This window comes from Crocosphaera sp. Alani8 (assembly GCF_038442745.1).
Taxonomy (GTDB): domain Bacteria; phylum Cyanobacteriota; class Cyanobacteriia; order Cyanobacteriales; family Microcystaceae; genus Crocosphaera.
Map to the genome: position 1 here is coordinate 1 of NZ_JARVCN010000482.1, position 2027 is coordinate 2027.

Consider the following 2027-nt stretch of genomic DNA (forward strand, 5'->3'; position numbering starts at 1 on the left):
CGCATTAAATAGTTTCCTCCCAGTGTACCTCATGAGTATGGGAAATGCTATATTATATCAATTATTCAAAGAACAACATATTTTTAAAAGTATAAAAAAAATAATTTATCTTTATGTCTTCAATTGGTCCTAACCAATTACTGTCTTTTAGTATTCAAGAAAAAAAGCCCGTACAAACGGGCTTAAAATTATTAACTCTCAGTTGGTAATAATGAACTTAAACAAAAGTAAAATTGTTACTGTTGATATCTAAGGTATTTGTATTTTTAACAATACCTACTAATTCATCTTCCATACCAGAAACTTCGAGGAAAATTCCTTGGTCATCGGTTCCAGAAGGAGAAGAACCGAGGTAGTAGTTTTCAGCTAAACCGTGTAATTGAATGATATCTTGGGTAAGGTCAAAATCAGAAATTTCTGCATAATCTTGTTGTCCGTAGTTATCATAAAATGATTCACTGGCATCGCCTAAGACAAAAGTATCTGCATTAACTGTTCCTGATTGAGAATCGATTAATCCAGTCAAAGAATCTAGCAAACCAGTTAAGTTTCCATCCGCTTCCAGAGCTAAGAAATTGATATCTTCAGTGGTATGATTTTGTTCACTATCTTTGCTGGTATCCTCTTCAATCATAATTTGAACATTACCATTAGTGAGGTTCTGATACCTTAATCCAGAAGAATCTCCTCCGTCGAAAGTGGCAATATTTCCTAAGAATTTAGGCGCATTAGTAAAGTTATCACCAAAGTCAATAGTATGCCAGTTATGGGTAACTTGGTCGCCAGTATTTCCTGCTAAAAACTCGTTATCATCCCAATTTCCTTGACCTGGAGAAATGGCTAACCAAGCAACAGTTTCTATTCCATGTCCACTGGACTTAAATGCTTCTTCTTCTTCTAACGCAACTTCAAATCCATTATTATCGGCATTTCGTTGACGAGTTCGGACAAAAGTTGCATCATTGTCTGTTTGAACTTGAGTTAAAACCACTGGGGTGCTGGCGAAGGTATGATTAAAGTCAATATTTTCCCAAGTTGAAGTCGTAATGGCATCGGTGGCAACGTTACCAACTTCAAGAATACTACCATCAGACAATTGCCAGGTTCCCTGTTCAACCACTAAGAAACTAAATGTTTCAGTAGTATGATTACCAGAGTGGGGATTACCATTAATCAAGGTAGTTTCTTGAAGTTGGACTGAGAAGCTATTACTTTGAATGTCAGTAATTCTGATGGTTGAGGAATCACCACCGTTGCGAGATAAGGGTTGAGCGAAAATGACGGGGTTATCAAAGTTATGATTCAGAATAATCGTTTGACTATCATGATTCAAATTGGTAATTTGACCAACCTCAGCAATAACATTGTCATTATCTAGGATATTCACCGTGGTAGTATCTTGAGTTCCGATGGTGTAATTGTCGCTTCCACTACCCTGGACAATTTGTAAGTTAATGGTTTCAGTTTCTTCAATTTCCGGGTCATTAAAGAGGTCAATTTCCACAACTTTGCTAGTTTCTGTTGGAGCAAAATAGATAGAGTCGTTGAAACCATAATCGATTCCTAGAGTAGCACTAGAGGTGCCTAATACTGCCTCAAGTTCAACCCAGGAGTCAAAACTAACGTCTCCAGTGCGGGTGAGAGTGACTACCATCGATAGTCCTTCGTCTTCGTTCACACTATAGGTAGCTGATTCAAATTCGATAATGGGTGAACTATCTAAGATCTCAACAGTAGTCGTATCTTGAGTTCCGATGGTGTAATTGTCGCTTCCACTACCCTGGACAATTTGTAAGTTAATGGTTTCAGTTTCTTCAATTTCCGGGTCATTAAAGAGGTCAATTTCCACAACTTTGCTAGTTTCTGTTGGAGCAAAATAGATAGAGTCGTTGAAACCATAATCGATTCCTAGAGTAGCACTAGAGGTGCCTAATACTGCCTCAAGTTCAACCCAGGAGTCAAAACTAACGTCTCCAGTGCGGGTGAGAGTAACTATCATCGATAGTCCTTCGTCTTCGTTCACACTA

The 2027-nt window shown here is 37.9% G+C and carries 1 protein-coding gene; it reads right to left on the bottom strand.

The window, feature by feature from the left end:
• Nucleotides 1-217: 217 nt before the first annotated feature.
• Nucleotides 218-2027 (bottom strand): Calx-beta domain-containing protein (locus P9B04_RS23730; protein WP_342057424.1); only part of this gene is annotated, 1810 nt, incomplete at its 5' end.